Source organism: Paraburkholderia sp. LEh10 (assembly GCF_017814945.1).
Lineage (GTDB): Bacteria > Pseudomonadota > Gammaproteobacteria > Burkholderiales > Burkholderiaceae > Paraburkholderia.
Map to the genome: position 1 here is coordinate 1 of NZ_JAGIPX010000256.1, position 410 is coordinate 410.

At 59.3% G+C, this 410-nt stretch carries 1 protein-coding gene; it reads left to right on the forward strand.

Annotated elements, in window-relative coordinates:
* Positions 1-281 (forward strand): transposase domain-containing protein (locus J8I87_RS44240; RefSeq protein WP_245254638.1); only part of this gene is annotated, 281 nt, incomplete at its 5' end.
* Between the last annotated feature and the right edge of the window lie 129 nt (positions 282-410).

Here is a 410-nt window from a genome sequence, read left to right on the forward strand (position 1 = left end):
GCGACCATATAGCGGATGCCAACGATAATGGACTTCAATTTCCTGCCCGATATGGGCAGAATGAGCACGAGCTTGCCATCAGTCGGTCGAACTGGCTATTTGCGGGTTCGCTGCGCGCAGGGCAACGCGCCGCTGCGATCATGAGCCTGATTCGAACTGCGCAGCTCAATGGCCATGATCCCTACGTCTACCTGAAGGACGTGCTCAATCGATTGCCCACCCAACGAGCCGACGACATCGCTCAGTTACTACCGCATCGCTGGGCACCCGCCGTTGCCTGATCGCCGCTAGCCAGCTCGCTCCCGTGCCTTCGCCGGGCGCTTACCTCTTTTTGGCGCCGTAAACGCAGCAACCCCGCTTTTGAGGGCGGGGTTGGTGCATGGGGTAAGGAGCCTGACGATTACCTACTT